The sequence below is a fragment of the Actinocorallia herbida genome (assembly GCF_003751225.1).
GTDB lineage: Bacteria > Actinomycetota > Actinomycetes > Streptosporangiales > Streptosporangiaceae > Actinocorallia > Actinocorallia herbida.
The window spans coordinates 6,450,688-6,472,068 of sequence record NZ_RJKE01000001.1 but is presented as its reverse complement, the minus strand read 5'-3'; the positions used below and the strand labels follow the sequence as shown (position 1 = coordinate 6,472,068).

Annotated in this window: 21 protein-coding genes; 14 read left to right on the top strand and 7 right to left on the bottom strand. The window is 71.1% G+C overall.

What is annotated here, in order from left to right; genetic code table 11:
* Nucleotides 1-27: 27 nt before the first annotated feature.
* Nucleotides 28-1,620 (bottom strand): AMP-binding protein, encoded by a 1,593-nt coding sequence (locus tag EDD29_RS29495; RefSeq protein ID WP_123667583.1) that lies wholly within the window; start codon nucleotides 1,618-1,620, stop codon nucleotides 28-30.
* Nucleotides 1,621-1,760: 140 nt separating this feature from the next.
* Here EDD29_RS29495 and EDD29_RS29490 point away from each other — a divergent pair, with 140 nt between their 5' ends.
* Complete coding sequence (locus EDD29_RS29490) at nucleotides 1,761-2,597, top strand: phytanoyl-CoA dioxygenase family protein (protein ID WP_123667582.1); 837 nt, start codon at nucleotides 1,761-1,763, stop codon at nucleotides 2,595-2,597.
* A gap of 37 nt (nucleotides 2,598-2,634) precedes the next feature.
* Here EDD29_RS29490 and EDD29_RS29485 read toward each other — a convergent pair whose 3' ends face one another.
* Nucleotides 2,635-3,087 carry an Lrp/AsnC family transcriptional regulator gene (locus tag EDD29_RS29485; protein WP_123667581.1) on the bottom strand — a complete coding sequence of 151 codons (453 nt, stop codon included), beginning with the start codon at nucleotides 3,085-3,087 and terminating at the stop codon, nucleotides 2,635-2,637.
* A 63-nt stretch (nucleotides 3,088-3,150) separates the two neighbouring features.
* Between EDD29_RS29485 and EDD29_RS29480 the strand changes: the two genes are divergently transcribed.
* The 9 genes from EDD29_RS29480 to EDD29_RS29440 all read left to right on the top strand — a co-directional run bounded on the left by EDD29_RS29480 (nucleotide 3,151) and on the right by EDD29_RS29440 (nucleotide 11,816).
* Nucleotides 3,151-3,915 carry an AzlC family ABC transporter permease gene (locus tag EDD29_RS29480; protein WP_123667580.1) on the top strand — a complete coding sequence of 255 codons (765 nt, stop codon included), beginning with the start codon at nucleotides 3,151-3,153 and terminating at the stop codon, nucleotides 3,913-3,915.
* An 8-nt stretch (nucleotides 3,916-3,923) separates the two neighbouring features.
* Entirely contained in the window at nucleotides 3,924-4,253 is a 330-nt protein-coding gene (locus tag EDD29_RS29475) for a branched-chain amino acid transporter permease (RefSeq protein ID WP_123667579.1), read from the top strand.
* A gap of 538 nt (nucleotides 4,254-4,791) precedes the next feature.
* Nucleotides 4,792-6,354: a pyridoxal phosphate-dependent decarboxylase family protein gene (locus EDD29_RS29470; RefSeq protein WP_123667578.1), complete on the top strand. Its 1,563-nt coding sequence runs from the start codon at nucleotides 4,792-4,794 to the stop codon at nucleotides 6,352-6,354.
* Nucleotides 6,351-7,910: a phenylacetate--CoA ligase family protein gene (locus tag EDD29_RS29465; RefSeq protein WP_123667577.1), complete on the top strand. Its 1,560-nt coding sequence runs from the start codon at nucleotides 6,351-6,353 to the stop codon at nucleotides 7,908-7,910. Before EDD29_RS29470 ends, EDD29_RS29465 begins: the two co-directional genes overlap by 4 nt.
* Before the next feature lie 38 nt (nucleotides 7,911-7,948).
* Nucleotides 7,949-8,497 carry a hypothetical protein gene (locus EDD29_RS29460; protein ID WP_148086136.1) on the top strand — a complete coding sequence of 183 codons (549 nt, stop codon included), beginning with the start codon at nucleotides 7,949-7,951 and terminating at the stop codon, nucleotides 8,495-8,497.
* A gap of 30 nt (nucleotides 8,498-8,527) precedes the next feature.
* On the top strand, nucleotides 8,528-9,307 hold the full coding sequence (locus tag EDD29_RS29455; RefSeq protein ID WP_123667575.1) for a hypothetical protein: 780 nt from the start codon (nucleotides 8,528-8,530) through the stop codon (nucleotides 9,305-9,307).
* 71 nt (nucleotides 9,308-9,378) lie between these two features.
* A complete protein-coding gene (locus EDD29_RS29450) occupies nucleotides 9,379-9,816 on the top strand; it encodes a hypothetical protein (protein WP_123667574.1) in 438 nt (145 codons plus the stop codon).
* Nucleotides 9,816-10,379 carry a hypothetical protein gene (locus tag EDD29_RS29445; protein WP_123667573.1) on the top strand — a complete coding sequence of 188 codons (564 nt, stop codon included), beginning with the start codon at nucleotides 9,816-9,818 and terminating at the stop codon, nucleotides 10,377-10,379. The genes EDD29_RS29450 and EDD29_RS29445 overlap by 1 nt, the downstream gene beginning before the upstream one ends.
* Before the next feature lie 783 nt (nucleotides 10,380-11,162).
* Nucleotides 11,163-11,816, top strand: coding sequence for a class I SAM-dependent methyltransferase (locus EDD29_RS29440; protein ID WP_123670749.1), 654 nt, complete (start codon nucleotides 11,163-11,165; stop codon nucleotides 11,814-11,816).
* On the opposite strand, the gene EDD29_RS29435 is transcribed toward EDD29_RS29440, so the two are convergent.
* A complete protein-coding gene (locus EDD29_RS29435) occupies nucleotides 11,769-12,488 on the bottom strand; it encodes a helix-turn-helix domain-containing protein (RefSeq protein WP_246053069.1) in 720 nt (239 codons plus the stop codon). The genes EDD29_RS29440 and EDD29_RS29435 overlap by 48 nt on opposite strands.
* 181 nt (nucleotides 12,489-12,669) lie before the next feature.
* Between EDD29_RS29435 and EDD29_RS45810 the strand changes: the two genes are divergently transcribed.
* Nucleotides 12,670-12,873, top strand: coding sequence for an EF-hand domain-containing protein (locus tag EDD29_RS45810; protein ID WP_170201636.1), 204 nt, complete (start codon nucleotides 12,670-12,672; stop codon nucleotides 12,871-12,873).
* A 474-nt stretch (nucleotides 12,874-13,347) separates the two neighbouring features.
* On the opposite strand, the gene EDD29_RS29425 is transcribed toward EDD29_RS45810, so the two are convergent.
* Nucleotides 13,348-16,764: a bifunctional glycosyltransferase/CDP-glycerol:glycerophosphate glycerophosphotransferase gene (locus tag EDD29_RS29425; protein ID WP_281281038.1), complete on the bottom strand. Its 3,417-nt coding sequence runs from the start codon at nucleotides 16,762-16,764 to the stop codon at nucleotides 13,348-13,350.
* 424 nt (nucleotides 16,765-17,188) lie between these two features.
* Here EDD29_RS29425 and EDD29_RS29420 point away from each other — a divergent pair, with 424 nt between their 5' ends.
* Nucleotides 17,189-18,415: a PucR family transcriptional regulator gene (locus tag EDD29_RS29420; RefSeq protein ID WP_123667571.1), complete on the top strand. Its 1,227-nt coding sequence runs from the start codon at nucleotides 17,189-17,191 to the stop codon at nucleotides 18,413-18,415.
* Nucleotides 18,416-18,982: 567 nt separating this feature from the next.
* Nucleotides 18,983-19,426, top strand: coding sequence for a hypothetical protein (locus EDD29_RS29415; RefSeq protein WP_123667570.1), 444 nt, complete (start codon nucleotides 18,983-18,985; stop codon nucleotides 19,424-19,426).
* Between the two features lie 9 nt (nucleotides 19,427-19,435).
* Here the strand turns inward: EDD29_RS29415 and EDD29_RS29410 are convergent, their stop codons facing one another.
* Complete coding sequence (locus EDD29_RS29410; protein WP_123667569.1) at nucleotides 19,436-19,864, bottom strand: CoA-binding protein; 429 nt, start codon at nucleotides 19,862-19,864, stop codon at nucleotides 19,436-19,438.
* Between the two features lie 33 nt (nucleotides 19,865-19,897).
* Complete coding sequence (locus EDD29_RS29405) at nucleotides 19,898-20,398, bottom strand: NUDIX hydrolase (RefSeq protein WP_123667568.1); 501 nt, start codon at nucleotides 20,396-20,398, stop codon at nucleotides 19,898-19,900.
* Nucleotides 20,399-20,581: 183 nt separating this feature from the next.
* Between EDD29_RS29405 and EDD29_RS29400 the strand changes: the two genes are divergently transcribed.
* Nucleotides 20,582-20,911, top strand: coding sequence for a hypothetical protein (locus EDD29_RS29400; RefSeq protein WP_148086135.1), 330 nt, complete (start codon nucleotides 20,582-20,584; stop codon nucleotides 20,909-20,911).
* Here EDD29_RS29400 and EDD29_RS29395 read toward each other — a convergent pair.
* On the bottom strand, nucleotides 20,875-21,354 hold the full coding sequence (locus EDD29_RS29395) for a MarR family winged helix-turn-helix transcriptional regulator (protein ID WP_123667566.1): 480 nt from the start codon (nucleotides 21,352-21,354) through the stop codon (nucleotides 20,875-20,877). The genes EDD29_RS29400 and EDD29_RS29395 overlap by 37 nt on opposite strands.
* Between the last annotated feature and the right edge of the window lie 27 nt (nucleotides 21,355-21,381).

Genomic DNA, 21,381 nt, shown 5'->3' with positions numbered 1-21,381 from the left:
TGACGCAGCGGCGTCCGGGATGGGTCGTTACCCGGCTTCCAGCGCCGTCGCCTTCGCCCACTTGTAGTCGGCCTTGCCCGTCGGCGTACGCTGCACCTCCGGGACGAAGTGGACATCGCGCGGCACCTTGTACCCGGCGAGGGTCGTGCGGCAGTGGTCCCGCAGCTCCTCGGCCGTCACCTCGCCGCTCGTGGAGACCACCACGGCGACCCGCTGGCCGAACCGCTCGTCCGGGACGCCCACCACGAGCGCGTCGTACACGGCCGGGTGCGCCTTGACGGCGGTCTCGACCTCCTCGGCGTAGACCTTCTCGCCGCCGGTGTTGACCACCGTGGAGCCTCGGCCGAGCAGGACCATGTTGCCCTCGGCGTCGACCCTGGCCATGTCGCCCTGGAGGGACCAGCGGACGCCGTCGGCGTCGGTCACGAACGTGGCCGCGGTCTTCACAGGGTCGTTCCAGTAGCCGATCGGGATCCGGCCCTTGCGGGCGAAGACTCCGATGTCGTCCGAACCGGGAGTGATCGGCTTGAGGTTCTCGTCCAGGACGGCCATGCCCTCGCGGGGGGCGAACCTGGCGTTGCCGAACTCGTCCGGCTCGATGCCCGCGGCCGCGACGCCGGTCTCCGAACCGCCCATCGCGTCGAGGATCGTCATGAGGTTCGGCAGCGCGGCGTTCAGCCGGGCCTTGACGTCCGGGGACGTCGCCGAGCCGCCGCACGCCAGGACCAGCAGGGACGACAGGTCGAACGCCTTGGGGTCGGCGGTGAGCAGGTCGGCCACGGGCCTGGCCATCGCGTCGCCGACGAGCGACATGACCTGCGCGCCCTCGGCCTGCGCGACGCCCAGCACCGCCGCGGTGTCGAAGCTGCGCCCGGACCAGATCACCAGCTTGGAGCCGCCGGTGAGGGCGGCCCAGCAGATCCACACGCCGGCGGCGTGCATGAGCGGCGCGTTGACCATGATCGTCAGCCCGCCCGCCGCGGCGACCTCGGCGGCCTCCTCGGGCCGGGTGATCGGGTCGCCGATCATCCGGCCGCCGCCCATGGCGGTGAAGAACATGTCCTCGGCGCGCCACACGACGCCCTTGGGCAGGCCCGTCGTGCCTCCGGTGTAGAGCATGAACAGGTCGTCGCCGGACCGCTCGATCGCCACGCGATCGGGGGAGGCGGCGGCGACGTCCTCCTCGTAGCTCCGCGCGTCCGGGACCTCGGTGTCGGACCCGTCCTCCAGGAGGAGGACGTGGGTGAGGTCCGGCAGCGTGCCGCGGACGCCGTTCAGCCGCGCGACGAGCGAGCGCTCGCCGACGAGGGCCTTGGCGCCGGAATCGGCGATGACGTGGGCGAGTTCGCCCGCGGTGTAGCGGTAGTTCACGTTGACGGTGCCCGCGCGGAGCTTGAAGGCGGCGATCTGCGCCTCAAGCCACTCGGCCCGGTTGTAGGACAGGATCGCGACCCTGTCTCCCGGGCCCACGCCTCCGGCGGCCAGTGCGGCGGCGGCCTTGTTGGCGCGGGCGTCGAGCTCCGCGTAGGTGAGGCGCGCGTCTCCGGCGACGAGCGCGAGGTTGTCGGGTACCGCGTCCGCGACGATCTCGAAGAGGTCGGCGAGGTTGAAGGACGGCATCGGGGTGGACTCCTTCCCTGCTGGGCCCTCAACGTACCCCGGCGCGCCCTTGTGACGTAAGTCTCTGCTTATAGTCGTTCGAAGCAGTCCTTTAACACGACAAAAGGGGACCAGAAACATCCCAGGGTTACCGTGCGGGAATGGAACCCGTCGTGTTCTCCGCCGCCGACCTCACCGGAAACCTCGACGCCGTCGAGGCCCGCTACCGCACGGACGGCTTCGTCGTCCTGCGCGGACTGTACTCCGAGGAGACCCTCCGGACACTGGAAGACGACTGCGTGCGCGCCCAGGCCGACGTCGTCGCCGGGAGACTGCCTCCCCGGTACGGCTCCACGGCCTTCCTCGATGACGAAAGCAAAGCCGGGGCCTTCGCGAATTACGTCGAATACGTCAACGAGCTGTCCCCGGCGGTGCTGGAGGCGGTGACCGCGCCCGCACTCGTGGCGGTCCTGCACAGGCTGCTCGGCGAGGGCTGCTGGCTGAACGACGCGCACCGCTTCGGCGTGGTCTACCAGGACGCCCGGCCCGGCCGGGAGTCCGGCTACTCCAGGATCGGCTGGCACGCCGACTGGCAGGCCGCCCCCAACCTCGCCATCTGGCCCGCGACGGCCTTCACGATCCACGTCGACGAGACGAGCCCCGCCAACGGCTTCCTGCGCGTCGTGCCCGGCAGCCACCTGTGGCAGACCCCCGCCCCCAGCAACGTCCCCCTGCCCGAGTCGTCCGTGCCCGCCGCGGGCCACACCTCGGCCCCCGCCCCGTTCCCCATGCCCCTGGGCTTCGAGAAGGTGCCCGGCGAGATCGCCGTCTACTGCGACCGCGGCGACCTCCTCCTCCACGACGCCTACCTCTGGCACTCCGCCGCCCGCGCCTCCGTCGACGGCACGACCCGGCGCCACGTCCGCGGCGGCTACAACACCGGTGACAAGGCCGCCGACGGCTCCCGCGAGGTCTTCGTCAAGAACGCCGCACGCTGAGACACGTTCCGGGACAGGCCGCCCGGCCTGTCCCGGATCAGCCCTTGATGCGCTTCATGGTCAGGTGGGAGTCGACGCGGGAGACCGCGGGCAGCGGCATGATCTTCTGGGTGAGGAAGCGCTCGTAGGCGACCTGGTCGGAGACCGCGACGCGGATGTAGTAGTCGGGGCGGCCGAACATGCGGCGGAACTCCAGGACCTCCTCGTGGGAGGAGACGTCGGCCTCGAACTCCTCCACGGTCTGGAGGTTGTTGACCGCGATGTCCACCGACAGGACCACCTCGAGCGCGCGGTCCAGCGCCTCGGGGGCGATCTCCGCCCGGTAGCCGGTGATCACGCCCGCGTCCTCCAGGCGCTTCACCCTGCGCAGGCACGGCGGGGGAGTCAGCCCGACGCGGCGGGCCAGCTCCACGTTCGACATCTTGCCGTCTCGGCTCAGTTGGAACAATATTTCACGATCGACGCCATCAAGGGTTATAGAAGTGCGCACAGCCCCATTATCCCATAACGCTATGCAACCATATTAGGCGATATCCGCACTATCATTACTCCCATGTTCGATGCAAGGACCAGGGGCGGCGCGCGGGATCTCGCGGGGGCCGCGGCCGACACCGCCTCGGTCGGGTTGAGCCTCTTCCCGCTCGGGTTGAGCCTCGGGGTGCTCGTGGTGCACACGGGGCTGGAGTGGTGGTGGGCGACGGTGTTCTCCGCCGTGGTCTACGCGGGCTCGCTGGAGTTCCTGCTCCTCGGCCTGGTCGCGGCGGCCACCCCGCTCGCCCAGATCGCGGTGACCGCCTTCCTGGTGAACTTCCGGCACGTCTTCTACGCGCTGTCCTTCCCGCTGCACAAGGTCCGCCGGGGCGCCCGCCCCTACGCCATGTTCGCGCTCACCGACGAGGCCTACGCGCTGACGGCAGGGGACCGCGCCGCGTCCTGGAGCGGCGCCCGGATCGTGTGGATGCAGGTGCTCCTCCAGGTCTACTGGGTCGCCGGCGCCACCCTCGGCGCGGTCGGCGGGGCGCTTCTCCCGGTCACCTTGCACGGGCTGGAATTCGCGCTCACCGCCCTGTTCGTGGTGCTCGCCCTGGACGCCTGGCAGGCCAGGCGCGAGCTGCCCGTCCCGCTGCTGGCCGCGGCGAGCTACGCGATCGCCGCGCTGGTCACCCCCGGGCAGCTCCTCCTGACCGCGATGGCCCTGTTCACCGGGGGCCTGCTGCTCCGGCACGTCATGACCGGGTCCGTTGACGTTCGGGAAGCCGACGAGGAGCCTTCGGCGCTGGAGAAGGCCGCGCCCGTGCCCGTCGGGGCCGAAAGGTAAGACGGACGATGCCCACCCCGCTCTACCTCACCGCCGCCGTCGCGCTCAGCGCCGCGATCACCTGGGGCCTGCGCGCGCTGCCGTTCGCGGTGCTCAGCCCGCTGCGCCGGTCGGCCGCGCTGCGCCGCCTGTCCCTTTCGATGCCGGTCGGCGTCATGGTCATCCTCGCCCTCTACACGCTGCGCGGGATAGAGCCGACGGCCTGGCGCAGCGCGGTGCCCGCCGCGGCCGGGCTCGCCGCCGCCGTGGCCCTCCATCTGCGCACCCGTAACGCGGTGGTCAGCGTGCTCGGCGCGACCGCCCTGCACGTCGCGCTGGCGACGTTCTGGCAGGCCTGACCTCCGCACTGGCGGCGGCACTCGAACGCCGATCGCCTTTCCCGCGGTCACCGTCGGCGACGGATCCGGCGGCGGGAGTGACCGTGTGCCCCGGCGGTGGCGGAAAGGACGCCCCGGGTGCCGCGAAAATGCGCCGGAGTGGGCGGGCGGTCATACCGGCGAATGCTCTTGCATGAGGATCACCGCACTGTGGAAACGGATGCGGTGCGGCATCTCATAGCATGCGCAAGGAGCTTTGTGGAATTCCCGGGCCGGTGTGAAAAAAGTAGGGCGATATGTTCCGCCACTCGCCGAAAAAGGATGAGCGACCGGGGGCAATATTCCTTATGTCTACTTTGTTCTGGGCGGTTTACTCCGTATCGGGGCTACTTCCGTGATTCCTTGACACCCTCGCCGTGATCCCCGAATCTTCCTTACGGTCATCCCATTTGAGCTGGGCGTCCGCACCCGGTCGCCATCTGTCGGAGATCCCCGCCGGCTGCCTACGATCATCCCCGAAGCACCATCCGGGCACCTGATCGTGGGGAGGAACCCGCCTGTGAAGCTCGCCAGAACGCAAAGCGCGATCGACCATTCGGTGAACGGCGGGGAACGCAGAACGGCGGACGGCGATCTGGCCGGCGCCTTCGACTCCGCGCAGTTTCACCGGGCCGTCGAGCAATGCGCGGTGCGGCTCCGCCTCTACTTGGACGACCCCGAGATCAAAGGACTCGACCTCGTCGAACCCGCGGTGCTGATGAAGGCGGCACGGGAACTCATGACGACGGAGACCGCCGGAATCGCCCCCTTCGATGGGGATCGGCTCGGCCGGATCATCGACCTCTACCTGAGCACCGGGATCCAGGTCCACTCGCCCGGCTACATGGGCCGCCAGTTCTCCGGCACCGTCCCCCTCGCCGGGCTGATGGACCTGGTCAGCTCGGTCGCCAACCAGCCGTCGTCGTTCTACGAGGCGGGCCAGCTCCCGAACGTCGCGGAACGCCTCATGGCCGAGGAGCTCACCGCCCTGATCGGCTGGGACACCGAGACCTCGACCATGGTCACCACGTCCGGCGGGTCCATGGCCAACCTCACCGCCCTGCTCGCCGCCCGCAACCGCGCCTTCCCCGGCATCTGGACGCGCGGCGTCGCCGGGGAGGGCGGCCACCCGGCCGTCGCGCTCAGCGAGGACGCCCACTACAGCGTCGACCGGGCCGTGGGCGTGCTCGGCATCGGCGCGGAGCGGATCGTCCGCCTGCCCGTCGACGACCACGGCCGCATCCGCCCCGAGCTCGTCGGCCCCGCCCTCGACGCCGCGGAACGCCGGGGCCTCAACGTCTTCTGCCTCGTCGCGTCCGCCGGCACCACCTCGATGGGAGCCTTCGACCCGCTCGCCGAGCTCGCCGAGCTCACCCGTCCGCGCGGGATCTGGCTGCACGTGGACGGCGCGCACGGCGCGAGCCTCCTGGTGTCGCCCGCGCACCGCCGAAGGCTGGACGGCATAGCCGAGGCCGACTCCCTCACCTGGGACGCCCACAAGATGCTCTTCGTCCCGGCCCCCTGCACCCTCCTGTTCTACCGGGACGGCACCGCCGCGCGCGGCGCGTTCCGCCAGCGCGCGAGCTACGTGTTCGACGAGGAACCCGACATCTACAGCGCGTTCGACAGTGGCGACAAGAACCTCGAGTGCACCAAGCGGCCGATGATCATGCCGCTCTGGACGCTCTGGTCGGTCTACGGCCCCGCCCTGTTCGCGCGCAAGATCGACCACCTGTGCGCGCTCACGGCGGAGGCCCACCGGATGCTGGCCGCCGAGCCGGACTTCACCGTCCTGCACGAACCCGAGGCCAACATCCTCTGCTTCCGCTTCACCCCGGAGAGCCTGGCGGACGGGGACCTGCACCGGCTTCAGCTCGCCATCCGCAACCGGATCCGCGCCGACGGGCGCTTCTTCATCTCCAAGGTCGACATCGCCGGCGTCGCCGCGCTCCGGGTGGTCCTCATGAACCACCGGATCGACGCCGGGCACCTCGCCCTGCTCATCGCCGAGATCAGGACGACCGGACACCAGGTGCTGCGCGACGGCGCGGCCCGCGACGACAAGGACGGCATCCAGCCATGACCATCACCCAGCCCCGTGCGGCGTCGAAGAGGACGTCCGCCGCGCCCACCGACCTCGCCGCCCGGCTGATCCCCGACGACGAGCTGAACCCGAGGTCGGTCGCGCAGGTCGCCGCGCTGCCCTCGTTCGCCGGCAAGCTCGAAGAGTGCGCCCGCCTCGTCGGCGCGCCCTACTGCGAGGCGCCCCACGACGTCCAGGACGCGCTGGTGCTGCGGCGGCTCCAGCAGATCGTCAACACCGTCCTGCTGAACCCGCTGTGGCGCGAACGGCTGCACTACTACGGCGTCACGTCCGCGCCCGCCGACCTGGCGGAGTGGGAGCGCATCCCGCTGTCGGACAAGGCGGTGCAGCGCGACATGTTCATGGGGCCGCGCGCGGGCATGGTCGTGCCCATCGAGCACGGCGGCTTCGAGATCGTCGCCAGCGGCGGCACCAGCGACGGGCTGCCGCTGGAGATCGTCTACTCGTTGCGCGAGCTGCGCGACACCTACCGGATCTCCGGAGCCTTCATGGGCGCCTACCAGCTCAGCGGGTACTTCCGCGCGCCGGGCCCGCGCTGGCTGTACACCACGCTCGCCGACTACCAGATGTGGAGCAGCGGCACGATGGTCGGCGGCGTGCTCGCCGCGGTGCCCGGCGTCAACTACATCGGGGCGGGGCCGGTCACCGCGCCGGTGCTGGAGCACATGTTCTCCTACCCGGGTGCGAAGGCGCTGATGGGCATCTCCGCGGGCATCGGCTACCTCGCCGAACTCGGCGCGGGCATGCCCGCGCACGCCCGCGAGAGCTTCCGCGTCGCGATGTACGGCAGCGGCCTGCTCCCGCAGACGAAGCGGGAGGAACTTCACGCGGTCTACCCGAACGTGTCGATCCTCAGCTACTTCGCGGCGACCCAGGCCGAATGCATCGGGCTCCAGCTGGACCACGAGCAGCCGGAACTCGCCGCGGTCCCCGGGCTGCACCTCGTCGAGATCGTCGACGAGAACGGCAGGGCCGTCGCCGAGGGGGAGGAGGGCGAGCTCGTCGTCACCCGCCTGCACGCGCACGAGACGCCCCTGCTGCGGCTCAAGCTCGGCGACCGGATGGTCCGCAGGTCGCCCCTTGACGGCGCCGGCCTGCGGACCGGGCGCTTCGAGTTCGCCGGGCGCAGCGGCGACATGCTCCACCTCGGCGACAGCCAGTACTCCGCCCTCCTCGCCCAGGCCGCCCTCCGGGTGGAGCTGCTGCGCGCCACCGGGATCGACCTCGACCGGGTCGCGCTCGACGTCCAGTTCGTCAACCACCGCACGGCCAAGGCGCTGACCGTGCTCGTCGCCGCCGACGACGCCGAAGGGCTCGCCGCGCAGGCGGCGGCCTCCCTCGGCAGGTCCGGGTGGCGCGGCGTGTTCGCCGCGGCCCTTCCGCGCTCGCTATCGCTGTTCAACGACCGCGAAGCGACCCCGGAGTCCATCGAGGCCTCCGGCTACGACTTCCGGCTGGCGTTCGTCCCCCGGGCCTCGCCCGAGATCGAGCGGACGCCCGTCGGCAAGGTCCCGCTGGTCAGGGACCGCATCTGACCCTTCCCGACCCCGCAGAACCCATGATGGGAGAACGAGTGAAACCGAAGGTCAGCATTGTGCTGCTGGTGGACGCCGTCGGCGCGCTGTCGGACCGCACCCTCCACCAGGGCAACCTCGCCCTGGTCGACGACAGCCCCTACGGCAGCCGCAACGGAGGGACCCCCGAGCTGGTGACGGCGGTCCTGCCGGGCCAGGTCGTCCAGTGGACCGCGATCCACGTGGACGTCCAGACACCCGTCGAGATCGAGCAGATCGCGTTCCTCGGACCGGGGGAGGGCGCCGAGCCCGTCACCGGCGCGGCGACGCCCGTCACCCGGCCCGACCCCGGCTACGCGGCCGTGCCCGCCTACGCGTCGGGCGTCCTGCTCGCCGAGCCGGAGGCCCCCGCCTCCCCCTACACCGCCGCGCCGCCCAGCCCTCTGGCCTCCAACGGGCTGGAGAACCACGACCTCCTCGTCTGGGAGGGGATCGTGCCCTTCACCATGGCGCCCGGCGTGCCCTACCGGTACCGGCTCTCGATCCGGCTCCATGAGGGCCCCAACAGCGTCCTGCACGTCGACACGCCCGCGCTGCTGCGCGTGTGAACCCCCGTTAAGCCGCAGGAAGGCAGGCAGATGGCACAGCAGCACGGCATCATCGTCCTCGTCGACGTCGACAACGCGCTCACCGACCGCACCCTCGACGGCAACGCGTTCTGGTTCGACAACATGAAGTTCCTCGGCTCGACCGGGGAGGGCACCGAGCACCTGGTGACCATCGTCCCCGGCACCTACTACAGCGACGGCTCCCAGGCCACCGAGCAGGTGCTCAACTGGCTGCCGGCCTCGCTCGGCGCCGTTCCGCCGACGGTCCCGCGCAACTACCTCGCCGAACAGGCGCTGCAGACCGACCGGGACGCGCTCGCCGACCTCGCCGCCGTCGGCAGCGGCGACGAGGCGGGGATCGGCCGGATCAAGGACCAGGTCGGGGTGAACGCCAAGCAGAGCCGCGCGGCCAAGGGCGTCACCACCGCGAAGGTCCTCGATGCGACGGGCCGGGTCGCCGGGCAGAACGCCGCGGCGACCTACAACTACCCGGCCCCGGTCATCACGGACATCACGGGCCCGGCCGTCGAGCAGCAGATCATGTACCCGGCGCAGTACGGCTCGCCCGACATGATCTACGACGGCTGGTACTGGGCGGCCACGGTCGACACCAGCCGTCCCGGGATCTACTCCTACACGATGCACATCCAGCTCCACGAGCTGATCGAGCGCGAGGACGGCCTCGTCTGGCAGCCGGTGGACCTCACCTGCACGTCCGCCCTGGAGATCATCTCCGACCCCAAGCGCAACGCCTTCACCGGCGCGGGCCTGGGCGTCCTCCCGATCCCCGACCTGCCGCCCGCGCCGTGACCGCCGAGCCCGTCGCGGCGGCCCCGCAGACCCCGGTCCCGCCGAACGCGGGAGAAGAGCCAAGGAGGACCATGCCCCCCAAGCCCCCGTCCCTCGCCGTGCGGCCGGTGACGATCACCGCGGTGATCGACCCCGTCGCGGCGCTCGCCACCGGCGACCTGGACGAGAACCTGTACCTGTACGACACGAACCGCAAGGCCGGGTCGGCCGGCTTCGGCACCCCCGGGCTGCGGACCCGGGTCCGCAAGGGCGACACCCTGCTCTGGAACGTCATCCCGCTGGAGTGCGAGACGTTCGTCGCGCTCTCCGGGATCGAGATCGACCGGCGCGTCGCCGACCCCGTCCGCAAGTTCTACCCCGGCACCGACATCGCGTTCTGGACGGCCACCGTCAAGCGCGACATCGTCAAGCCGGTCTCCTACCGGCTGTCGTTCCTGCTCGGCGGCGTCGCCGACCCGTTCACCGTCGCGGCCGAGCAGGCGCTCCTCGGCGCGGACAAGGAGGCGTGATGACCGTCCAGACCGACCAGCAGTACCAGGCCGCCGACTTCAAGGACCGCGGCCAGCTCAACTCGGTGCAGCTCAACGTCGTCACGCTCGTCGACATGGAGAAGGCCGTCGCGCAGGAGTCCCTCGACGGCTGCCTCACCATGATGGACAACAGCATCGGCGGCGTCGGCCAGGGCACCGACCACCTGGAGACCGTCTGCAAGCAGGGCCAGGTGATCAACTGGATCATCCGCCCCATCGACATGCACCGCCGCCCCGACGGCACCTGGCCCCCCATGCCGAAGATCAACAACCTGGTCTTCCTCGACATCGAGGAGGGCGACGAGGACGACCCCGCCGAGCGCCGCATGATGACCGAGCTCAAGGTCTACGGCGGGCCCGACCGCATGCGCCACAAGTACACCGCCGTCTACTACTACTGGGCCGGCGCCGTCATGACCACCGCCCGCCCCGGTCTCTACCGCTACCGCTTCGTCATCGAGCTGGAGAAGGAGCACTCCACCGAGAAGCTCTACCTCAACTCCCCCCACCACCCCGCCCTCCGCGTCCTCCCCGTCCTCTAACCCCCGAACCGGCGGTGCCGCGGACGCCCCCCTCGCCTCCCGGCACCGCCGCCTTCCCCCATCCGGGCGGCACCCCGAACGGGTCAGAGCCCGATGAGCCGACTGTGGATGTCATCGTCGAGCTCCGCCACGAACGGTGCGGTGCGCCGAGGCCGGAGGCCGAGACGGACCTGGCGGAGCCGTTGAGCGGGGACGCGGCCACGTGCGGCGGCGACGAGGTCGACGCATTCGTGCAGGATGTCCGCGCTGCTCTCGGCCGCGCCGGGGCCCCGGGTGTTCGGCCGCGCCGGCGGGAAGGCACCCGCGGCCGGGTCCCCGGCGGTGTCCTGGTCGAGAGCGTGCCGGGCAAGACCGGCAGTGTGCGGAGACCGGAACCGGGCCCGAGCTCTCCGTCGAGGTCCGGGCGCAGGCGTGCGCGAGGAGGACCTGGTTCTGCCGGCCGGATGCGCAGGCGACGCTCTCCCGGCCGTTCGGCTGGTCCGCGAGTGTCGCGGGAACCACCACCACGAGGCGTGCTCCGGTCTTCTCGGCCGACCGGCGGAGAGCCAGGGCGTCGATGCCGACGGCACCGCTCAGATGGAACGTCGCCGGCGGTCCGGCGAACGGCGGAACGAACTCCCGGAACAGATCGGCGTAGTACTCGGGCGGTGGCGCCCCGTGTCTCGGGTGCCCGTGATCGTCGCGATATGAGACCTCGCGGAGTCGTCAGAGGTTTGTGAGCGGGGGCGTGAAGTGAGCGGTTTGTTCAAGACCGGGGCGGTCTGGGCGGGTGAGGGTGGGGGCATGACGGAGCGGAGTTTCACACCTGCGGCGGGGCGGTTCGCGCCTGCCGGGTTCTACGATCCGGTGGTCGCGTTGACGCGGGAGCGGCTTTGGCGGGCGCTGCTGGCCATGTACGCGGCGCCGCGGGACGGGGACGTGATCGTCGATGTGGGGTGCGGGACCGGGTCGACCTCGCTGCTGCTGAGCCGGATCGAACCCGGGGCCCGGATCGTCGGGGTCGATCCGGACGCCGACGTGCTGGACACCGCCCGGCGCAAGGCCGGAGGCGCCGGTGCGGGGCCGGAGTGGCGGGTCGGGATGGGCGACGCGCTCGAAGAGGTCGTGGGGGCGGGGGAGGCGGACGCCGTGGTGTCCAGCCTCGTTCTGCACCAGTGCCCGGTCGCGATGAAACGGGGGATCCTCGCGTCGATGCACGCGGTGCTACGGCCCGGCGGGCGGCTCGTGATCGCCGACTACGGGCTCCAGCGGACGCGGCTGATGCGGCTCGCGTTCCGCCTCGTGCAGATCGCGGACGGCAAAGCCGACACGCAGCCCAATGCCGACGGAATCCTGCCGGAACTCATCACGGAGACGGGGTTCCTTGACGTGCGGGAGGCCGAGGTCGTCTCAACGGTCACCGGGTCGATCTCGGTGCTCGTCGCGCGGCGCGGCTGACGGGCGCAGGATCGGCAGCACCGAAGACGGGGTCGATCCCATCATGTCGCGCATCTGTCGGGTGAAATGCGCCTGATCGGCGAATCCTCCGGCGATCGGTGCCTCGGCGAGCGACCGGCCCTCCCGCAGCGCCTCGGCCGCGCGGACCAGACGGCGCCAGATGCGCCAGCGCGCGAGCGGCATGCCGAGCTGCTCGCGCGCCAGCGCGCGCAGGCGCTGCGGTGAGAGACCGACCAGGGCGGCGACCTCGGGCATCGCGATCGCCCCGCCGGCCAGCGCGTCCATGGCCTCCAGCAGGCGCCCGTCGAGTTCGCGGGACGGGTGAGTGCCGCCGATCCCGTCCTCGGTGAGGCCGTGCAGCTCCGGTGCCGCGGTGACGCCGGGACCGTAGCGTTCGCGCAGTCCATCGGCGAACGCGCAGTGCGGTTCGACGAAGAAGATCAGCAGATCGGGTGACGCGAGGATCCGGTGCCGCACCATCGGCGGCACGACCAGCGCCTCGGCCCGATGACGGCTCCCGGCCGAGTCCACCATCGCCACCTCGCCCCGCACGGCGATCGCGATCTGGAACGCCGCGTGCGCGTGGGACGAACCGTCCGTCACGAGGCCGCGATAGAGCGCGTACCCCTCCCGGATCGCGAACCTCGGCGCCTCCGCCTCTCTGTCCCGCACCCGTCCGATGGTGCCAGCGCGCGCTGTCGGGGACGAGCCGGGGCCGCCCGCGGAAGTTATCCACAAGCGGGAAACGCGGGGTGGCGTGGGGAGCGCTAAGGTCTGCGCAGGATCGGAAAACGGGCCCCGCGGACAGGGCGGGGCGTGGCATCGGGGGTGTGCGATGGAAGGGAAGAACGTCATGACAGAGGCACAGGCACGCGAGCTGTTCCCCGTGGTGGACACCAACGGGGACGGGCAGATCTCGCGGGTGGAGCTGGCGCGGCTGTACGAGCGTAACGGGACGCCGATCACCGTCGAGGAGAGCGACGCGATCTTCGGCAAGGCCGACACCGACGACGACGGCCTCATCTCCCTGGAGGAGTTCGTCGAGTTCCTGGGTTGAAGAAGGGCCGCCTGCGGTCAAGGGACGGCGTTGCGGCTGGTCAGGGCGTCGGGTGGCGGCTTCCCTCTGAGGAGTGCGGAGACTTCTCGTGGGCGCGGCGGCGGTACTGGCGCTCACCGTGGCGGTGGTGAACACCGTGTTCGGGGCGCCCATCCTGTGGGGGTTGTGGCAGCGGGAGGCGGGTGCGCAGACGGCGCTCCTGGTCTTCCTTCCCTCGGTCTGCTACCTGTGGGCCGTCGCGGCGGCCCTGTGGCGGTGTGTCTCCGGCTCGGGGTGGGGGCGCTGCGGCTGGTTCGCCGGAGCCGCCTACGCCGGGCTCCTGGTCCTCGGGCTGCACACCCGGCAGGAGGGCTTCGGCAGCCCGATCGTCCTCGACGTCGTCTGCGCCTACCTCAGCTCGGTGCCGTTCCAGATCGCCTGCGCGCTGCGGCGCGCCGCCCCGGGGCCGCGGGTCCCGCGGCCCCGGAACGCGCCTCAGCACAGCCGGTCGGCCACCAGGCTCGCCGCCGGGGTCCCGCCGACCGGGTGGAAGTCGGCCTGGAAGCGCCGGTACGCCGCGGCGTGCGCGCTCGTCGTGCCCGCCAGGTCGCCCAGGGCGTCCAGCACCTCGTCCGACGTCATGAGCAGCGGCCCCGGGGCACGCTCCTCGAAGTCGAAGTAGAAGCCCCGCAGCGTGTCGCGGTAGGTCTCCAGGTCGTAGGTGAAGAACAGCATCGGCCGCCCGGTGCCCGCGAAGTCGAACATCGCCGAAGAGTAGTCGGTGATGAGCACGTCACTGATCAGATACAGGTCGGTGATGTCTGGGTAGGCGCTGACATTGATCACGAAGTCGCCATAGGACGGGTCGTACAGGTCGTCGGCGATGAGGTGGTGTCCGCGCACGAGGAACACGTGGTCCTCGCCCATCTCCTTGCGCGCCCGCAGCAGGTCGAGGCGCTGGTCGAACCGGTACCGGCCGCCGCCGTAGAACTGGTCGTCGCGCCACGTCGGCGCGTACAGCACCACCTTCTTGCCCTCGCCGATGCCCAGGCGGGCCCGTACCCGCGCGGCGACCAGCGGCGCGGTGGGGGAGTGCAGCAGGTCGTTGCGCGGGTACCCCGTCTCCAGCATCTCGCCGGTGAACCGGAACGCCTCGCGCAGGATCGGGGTGCTGAACGGGTTCGGCGAGAGCATGACGTCCCACTTGGAGACGTCCTTCTCCAGGTGCTCCAGGTAGGCGTTGCCGCTGGCGAACCGCACCTGCCCGATGTCGAAGCCGATCTTCTTCAGCGGGGTGCCGTGCCAGGTCTGCACGTAGGTCTGGCCGTCACGCTTGACGTAGGAGGAGGGCATGTCGTCGTTGGCGACGACGTACTTGGAGCGGGCGAGCGCCCGGTAGTAGTCCCGGCTCCACTGCCGCACGACTGTCGCCCCGGGCGGTGCCTCGAGGGAGGTGTCGCGCACGACCCAGATGTGCTCGCGGTCGTCTCCGCGTCGGCGCAGCTCGTCGGCGATGGCCCGCGGGTTGTCCGAGCACTGCTTGCCCTTCCAGCTGACGAACACCAGCTGGTCCCGCATGCGCAGGTCCCGGTGCAGCGGGTAGTACCGCTCCTGGAGCTGCCGCTGGGCGTAGGCGCCGCGCTCGTCGGGGCGCGAGTCCGCCTCGACCTCGATGACGGGCGTGTCGTACTGCGAGCACAGGAACCGCAGCCGCTTGCCGTCGAGCACCACGGGCTTCTCGGCGAGGTTGGGCAGGTGCCCGTGGTCGAACTTGGTGTAGATGAGGCGGTCCTCGTGCGGGGCCCCCTCGCGCACCGTGATGTCCCACGTGCCGTCCAGCAGCGGGGCGCGCCGCCCGAACGCCTCGGCCTCGCGCAGCGCCAGCCGCACCTCGAAGCGGACGCCGTCCTGGACGAAGGGGAAGGTGTGCAGGTCTCCAGTGCCGCGCCGGCGCAGCACCGCCTCGAGAGGGCCGGGGCCGCGGTAGGAGCCGCGCAGCACCAGCACCCCCTCGGAGGTCCACTCCTCGGTCTCGATGACGGGCCGGAACGTCCGCTCGGCGATCGAGAGGTTGCCGTCGCGGGTGTGCAGCACCGCTACCTCGCGCAGCCGGTGGGTGAACCGCTCCTCCGCCAGCAGCGCGGTCGCGGCGATCCGGATGGGTTCGCCTCCGTCGAGCCGCAGGTAGGTCTCCCACGAGGCGTAGTCGTCGGCGCTGTCGCTGTCCACGAGGAGGTCGAGCGGCACTCGTGCGGAGCAGACCCCGGCCACGACGGCCGCGGGCAGCTCGTGCGCGGTCGCGCCCCGCTTCACCAGCAGTTCCGCCGACTCCACCGGGCCGGAAAGGCGCGTCGTCAGCTCGAGGTCGTCGCCGTCGAGGCGGAAGCCCGTGGCGATGACCCGCAGCGGCTGCACCGACAGGCAGAGCTGGTCGCCCGACCACCGCGTCACCATGCGCACGTCCCGGCCCAGCTCGGCGTAAGGCGGACGCTGCGGGCGCCCCCGCACGGGCACCGTCAGCGGCGCCGAGCGCACCAGGCCGTGCCCGCGCACGATCACATGGCAGCGCCAGTCCCCCGCCAGCCGCCCCGGGTTCACCGCGCAGGAGAATCCCGACCAGTCGTAGACATAGCGGTCCTGGCCGGAGCGCGCCGTGGCCTCGGCGTGCAGTTCGCTGCGCATCCGCACCACGCGCGGGAGCCTTCCGGGCGCGCGCAGCACGAGGAACTTGGAGGTGTGCCGCCGGTCGTCCAGGTCGCGGTAGGGCACGTAGGCGCGCCCGGCCAGGCGCAGCCTGCCGTCGCGCCAGGAGACCTCGTCGACGCGTGTCACCGGGCGGGTCTCGGCCGAGGTGAGCCGGAAGACGCGCGCGGGGATCGCCTTGTCGCCACGGAAGGGGAGGTCCGCGTACAGGCGCAGGCGCTCGCGCACGACGGGCAGCGCGCCGGGCTTGGCGGCCCGCTGCCAGGCGAGCAGGTCGAGCAGTTCCGGCATCCGGCCCCGCCGGGCGAGGTGGAACCGCAGCTTCTCGCCTGAGGGCAGCGCCCGGTAGGCGCGCCGCGGGACCCGGTCGAGGTAGGCGTTCACCCTGTCGAGGAACAGCGTGCGGTAGTCGTCGTCGACCCTGTGCAGCTCCTTGAAGTACAGGGGCAGGTCGTTGGTGAGCGCCTTGTGGTGGTGGGCGCGGCGCAGCCTGCGCGGCGCGTGCGCGGCGAGGAAGGAGTCGATGTTCAGCAGGGCCGAGATCCGGTCGCGCAGGTTCTCCGGCGCGTCCCGCTTCTGGGTGATCGACGGGTTCCCGCCCGACCGCTCGCGCCACAGGTAGATGGGCTCGGTGATGACGTCGACGCGGCGCGCCAGGCAGTGCAGCCGCACGGCGAGCTGGATGTCCTCGTACAGGACGCCCTCGGGGAAGGAGAGCGTGTGCTCGTCCCAAAGGCTCCGGCGGATCACCTTGTTCCACATGGTGACGTCGTAGAGGAGGCTCGGTGTCTTGGTGATGTGGGTGCGGAGGCGTTCGCCGAGGATCGCGCGGCCGTGCAGGTGGGACGGCTTCGTGCCGAACGTCCCGATCCGCTGGACCCCGCCGGAGACGAGGTCGGAGCCGGTGCGCTCCAGCGTGCGCAGCATCAGGTCGTAGGCGTCCGGCGGCACGACGTCGTCGCCGTCGGCGAAGGCGAGGAACGCGCCCCGCGCGCGGGCCACCCCGGTGTTGCGCGCGGCGCCCGGTCCGCCGTGCTCGCGCCGTATCAGGCGGAAACGTTCATCTCGAACCGTCCACGACTCGGCGATGCGCGCGCCGTCGTCGGTGGAGCCGTCGTCGACCATTATCACTTCCAGATCCGTAACGGTCTGGGCGGCGAGTGAGGAAAGGCAGGAATCGAGGTATTCGGCCACATTGTGAAAGGGCACGACGACACTCAGGATCGGCACAGAAGGAACACCTCTCGTCAAGGCACGCCAAAAGGGGGGGCGGTGTGGCGAGAGGGTGGGTTCAGGCCGATGACCTGCTGCTGACCGCTTACCGTGATCTTATGCCCGGCGACCCTGGTCGAGAAGAACCGTTCGAATCTCGGTTCCGTTGCATTTACCGGCCGTTTGTTACAGGGAGGTAAGGGGCGGGAGGCGGTCACCCCTTCCGCGACGCGACCGCCTCCACCCTTGCTGACGTCCTCACCACCGGCCACCCTGTTCACACTTGTTTTCCCGACCGGATCGTTCCAGCGGTCCCTTCCCTGCCTCCGGTCAGCCCGACATTTCCCCGTACGCCGGTTGAAACCTGAGCGCAACGCGGAGTAACTTTGCTCTTTCCCGGTCCCGAGAGGAGACGTGACGCGTGGGGCTGCTCCAGGGGGTCTTGGACTACGGGGCCTACAAGGAGACGTTCACCCGCCTCGCCGACACCTATCGGCCCGAGCTGGACACGATCGCCGACGAGGGCGTCGCCGAGATCGAGAAGTCGATCCCCGACTACGTGCGGCCGCACGACCCGCGGTACTCGGGCGTCGTGCGCACCGCCGTCGAGTACGCGATCCGGCACTGGTTCGACATGCTCATCGACCCCGACCTGGACTCCGGCGAGACCATCTCCTTCTTCCGTGCCCTCGGGGTCGGCGAAGCCCGCGAGGCGCGCAGCATGGAGTCCTGGCAGAGCGCGGCCAGGATCGGCACCCGCGCGACCATCGACTACATCACGCGGCGCAACACCGAGCGCGGCGAGGACCTGCCCGGGGCGGTCGTCGGCCAGCTCACCAACTCGGTCCTCGTCTACATCGACATCCTCGCCGAAGCCGTCGCCGCCGGGCACGCCGAGGCGGGCGCGCGCGAGGTCGGTGAGTTCCAGGGGCGCCGCCGCAGGATGCTGGAGCTCCTCCTGGACGGGGGCGAGCGGGCCTTCAAGGAGGTCAGGGAACTCGCCGCCAAGACGGGCTGGACCCTCCCGCAGACCGTCGCGGTCGTCGCGGTGCACGAACGGGACGCCGAACCGGCGCGCCGGCCCGCGCTCCCGTCGGAGGTGCTCGTCGGGCTGCACCTGGCCGAGCCGTGCCTCCTCGTGCCCGACCCCGGCGGCCCCGGCCGCCGCCGGATGCTGGAGCACGGCCTGCGCGGCTGGTTCGCCGCGCTCGGCCCGTCGGTGCCGCTGGCTGAGGCGGCCCGCTCCCAGGAATGGGCGAACCGGGCGCTCGACCTCGCCCGGCGCGGCCACCTGCCCGACGACGACCTGGTCATCGCCGAAGAGCACCTGCCGACCCTTTTCATCGTGCCGCACGCCGACCTCGTCGAGCGGGTCGCCGAACGCAGACTCGGCCCCCTGCTGGAACTGCGCCCCAGGCAGCGCCGCGTGCTCGCCGAGACCCTCCTGGCCTGCCTGGAGTCCGGCTTCAACGCCACAGAGGTCGCCCAGCGCCTCCACATGCACGCCCAGACCATCCGCTACCGCGTCCGCCAGCTGGAAGGCCTCCTGGGCGACGAGATCTACCACCCCGCCCAGCGCCTGGAGCTCCACATGGTCCTCCACGGCTGGCTGGCCCTCAACCCCACCCACACCGACGACCCCTCCTGACCCGGCTCCCCGGTGTGGGCGCTCCTTCCTGACCCGGCTCCCCGGTGTGGGCGACCCCGGCCCCACGCGGGTGGCCCCGGCCTTCGTGTGGTTCCTCCGGGGGCGGAGGTACCGAGTCGCGTCCTGTAACGGTGCCCGGGTTCTGCGTGGTGGTGCGCCTGCGTTCGGGTGGGTGACGAGGTCTTCCACGAGCCCGTGCCTCCTGCCCGCGTGCGGCGGGTTGCCCCGTCGTGCGCACGCCATGCGGCGCCCGTCCCGCCCTGCCGCAGAAGGGCCACGACCGATACCGGTCGGCGACGATCTCCGCTCCTTCGGTCAAAGCGTCGTATCAGACCGCATCGCGGTGGGTTCCGGTCGGCGCGATCAAGATCGTGACGGTTTTGATTCCCCGCTCCGTCCCGTGCTGGGCCTCCACATATAGACAGTTATGTCTATATGCTAGCCCGGTCTTGCGGCGCAGGTCGTCGGACGAAGGTTCACGCGGGAGCCGGTGCCGGGTCGGGGACGGGACGCGCTCGGTTCGGCAGGTGCTCCCACCGCGCAGGTGACCAGGAGGAGCTGAACGGCATGGAGCAAGGGGCTGGAGCCGAGGGGCGGTCGCCGTACGCGGGGGATCCGCGGGTGGCCGAGGCGGCGCGCACGGCGGGGCTCGTGGCAGGGGTGTGGGCGGCGGCGGGGGCTGCCCTCGCGTTCGTGATGGTCGTCCAGGCGGTGCTCATCGACGACGGGATGCTGCGCGGGGTGATCCTCATCGGGGCGGCGATCCCGGGGATTCTCGCGGTCGCGATGGGCACGTCGGCGCTGCGGACCTACCGGTGCGAGGCCCACGGGGCGCTGCGGGCCGCGTATGCGCTGCGGCTGTTCCTGGGCCTGCTCGGCCTCATCGTCGTCGGTGCGCTGTCGGACGGGGAGTGGGGATGGGGCCTCGGCGCGCTGGCTCTGGGGGCCGCCGCGCTCGGCACCCAGAGGCTGCTCGCCCAGACCGAGCAGAAGCTGCGGACCGGGAGCTGACGCCCGCCGCTACGCCGGGCGGCCATGGGCGCGCCATTCGATGGCCGGGCACCGGTCCATCACGACGTCGAGGCCCGCGGCGTAGGCGCGTTCCGCGGCCGCCTCGTCGATGACGTCCAGGGGCAGCCACACCGCCTTGGCACCGACCAGGATCGCCTCGTCGACGACCGCGCCCGCGGCGGCCGCGCGCCGGTAGACGCCGACGACGTCGATGGGCTCGGGCACGTCGGCGAGGGAGCGGTGGACCTCCTCGCCGAGGACCTTCTCGGCCGTCGGGTGCACGGGGAAGATCCGCTTCCCGCGCTCCTGGAGCCGCCTGGCCTGGTCGTAGACCGTCCGGTGGGGGTCGTCGCTCAGTCCGACGAACGCCCAGGTCTCGGACTCCCACAGCAGCCGGCGGATGGTCGCGGAGTCGGCGTAGCGGTCCTCGGAACTCATGTCTCCGCCAACTCCCGCGGGCCGCGCGTTATTTCACGGGGTGACGCCGGGGTGGTGCCACGGCAGCGCGACGGGAGCGGCGGGCATCCGGCCTGCGAGGAGGCCGGGGAGCAGCCCCGCGAGCCCCCAGGGCACGACGGACGGCGGCGCGTCGGCGATCTCGGCGGGAGTCCACCAGCGGTGCTCCTGGACGGTCTCGCGCTCGTAGTCGGTGAACCCGCTCGTGTCGGGGGTGAAATGGGCGGTCCGCACGAAGAAGTAGGTGTCGGTGGCCGAGCGGATGACCCCGTCCCAGTCGGCGAGGTAGTAGCCCGACGTGGTCGCGACGACCGCGCCGAGGGAGTCCGGCGCGACGATGAGGCCGGTCTCCTCGCGCAGTTCCCGCAGCGCGGCCTCCTCGACGGTCTCGCCCGGGTCGATCCCGCCGCCGGGGGTGAGCCAGAACTTCTCCTTCAGTCCGTCCAGGAAGAGCAGCAGCCGGTCCTGCTCGTCGACCAGGAGGACGCGGGCGCTCGGGCGGTGCGGAGTGCTCATCGGATGATCGTAGTACTTTTCAAGATCATTCTGGATAGACTCACCCGTGGGGCATGCCGACGTGGGGGGACGGTGCCCGTCGATCAAAATGTGAGATTCCCGTCAGCCGTGCCGGATGGGAACACCCCGGATCGCCTCCGCCGTTTTTCCTGAGTCGGCAAGGAGACTGGAGGCCAGGTGCGGGTGCGGATTCCCAAGAGTGTGGACAAGGCGTGGGACTGGGCGGAGCGCAGGGGGAAGGTGCTGGGCGCGGTCCTTCTGCTCCTCGTCGCCGGGGTGGGCGCCCTGTGGCTGCCCGCGCTGGGCGCCCTGGCCGTGGGAATCCTCGTCGGCGCCCTCGTGGCGCTGTGGCGCACCCGTCGGACCGTGGCTTCGCTGCGCGCCGACAATGACCAGCTCCTGCGGGAGAACGGCGCCATGCGGCACGCCCTGGCGGCGCTGGAGCACGGGGTCAGGCGGCAGGGGTCGGTGGAGACTCAGGTGCTGCCGTTCATCCCGGCCGAGGAGGACTGACGCAGCCCGTCCAGGACGGCCGCGGAGATTTCGGCCAGGGCCTCGACCTGCTCAGGGGTGAGCGCGTCGAACAGGTGCCGCCGGACACTCGCGACGTGCTCGGGCGCGGCGGCGGTGATCACCGTCAGTCCGTCCGGGGTGATCTCGGCGAAGGCGCCGCGGGCGTCCTCCGGGCATTCGGTGCGCACGACGAGCCCGCGCTTCTCCATCCTCGAGAGCTGGTGGGAGAGCCTGCTGCGCTCCCATCGGATCGTCTGGGCCAGCTCGGTCACCCGCTGGCGGCGGCCGGGCGCCTCGCTCAGGCACGCCAGGATGGCGTAGTCGCCTTGGGAGAGCCCGGAGTTGGCCTGGAGATCGCGGGCGACGGCGGACCAGAGTTCGGCGTGCAGGTCCATGAGACCGCGCCAGGCGCGTTGTTCCTGGTCGGAGAGCCATCGAGTCATGGTCTCGAGTTTACTTGACATGTCACC